The organism is Pseudomonas sp. P1_F7, assembly GCF_056405655.1.
This window is the reverse complement of the sequence record NZ_JBFUBR010000059.1, coordinates 1-1,169: the sequence shown is the minus strand read 5'-3', so window position 1 is coordinate 1,169 and position 1,169 is coordinate 1. Positions and strand designations below refer to the sequence as shown.

Sequence of the window (1,169 nt, the reverse complement as noted above, 5' to 3'; positions counted from 1 at the left end):
TCCACGACGCCGTCCGGGCGCGTCACGCTGCACTGCTCGCCCCAGTCGTCGTAGGTGTACTGGCTGGTCAGCACCAGATCGTCCTCGGCGTCGGCGCTGCACCAGTCGAGYTCGGTGTCYTGYGTCAGTTGYCCGAGYGCGTTGTAGCTCGCCCGGTAAATGTCACGAAATTCTTCGGCGCGTGCGCCGCGGCGGTTGTCCTTGTCCTGGCGCTGYTCCTGGAGGACCCGGTTCTGGCCGTCGAACAGGCTGCGGGTCTGCACGCCCTTGACGTCGATGGCGATCTGGCTGGCCTGTTGCCCATCGGCGTTGGTCAGGGTGTAACGGTAATTGCGCGTGGCTTCGTACAGCGGGTCGCCGGGGGCGACGGTTTCGCTCAACACCCGCTGCAAGGCATCGTAGGTGTAGAGAATGCGCACGTCGTTGTCGTCGTGGGTCAGCAGCGGCTGGCCATGCAGCAACGAGTCTTCGCGGGTGATGGTCTTTTGCGTGTGTTGGCCGTCCACGCCGTGATCGAAACCGGTCAGGGTCTCGGTGGTCTGCAGCACGGTTTCGCCGACGAAGGTGCTGTTGAGCTTTTCGTAGGCGTAATCGGTACGGGTGGTCAGGTCATTGAGGGTGATGGCCTGCCGCTGGCGCCGACCGTGCAGCAGTCCGTCCTCGGGGTCGTTGAAGGTCTGGTAGGTGCTGTGTTGCAGCAGCGTTTCCTGGCTGCCGTCGACCTGGTACAGGGTTTCATCGGTCAGCACCAGCCAGTCGCTGCTGGCGTCCTGGGGCGTGCCCTTGAGCGGCGGCATCAGGACGTAGCGATGGCGTGTACGCAGCACCGGTGCGCCGGCTTGCTGGCCGGGGGCCGGGGTCACGGTTTTTTCGCGCAGCGAACGCACGAAGCCGTGCGGGTCGGGTGGGCATTCGCCAGGGACCCCGGCGATCGGGAAGTAGCTGTAGCTTTCCTTGATGCCGTTGGCCTGGACCTGCTCGGTCAGGTTGCCGTGGGTGTCGTAGCTGGTCAGCTCCTTCTCGGAGCGCGAGGCGCCTTTGACACTCCAGCGGGTTTCCACGGTCTTGGCCAGCTGGCACTGCGGGCTCTGGTTGCTGAACGGCAGGTCGAGGTTGTCGTCGGCGTAGTAGGTGGTGAACACCTGATGGACGTTGTCGCCCTGAGTGGT

Annotated in this window: 1 pseudogene; it reads right to left on the bottom strand. The window is 64.6% G+C overall.

The features are described 5' to 3' along the window. Positions 1-1,169: pseudogene (locus tag AC1D1M_RS31350) on the bottom strand (sugar-binding protein); the annotation flags it as partial.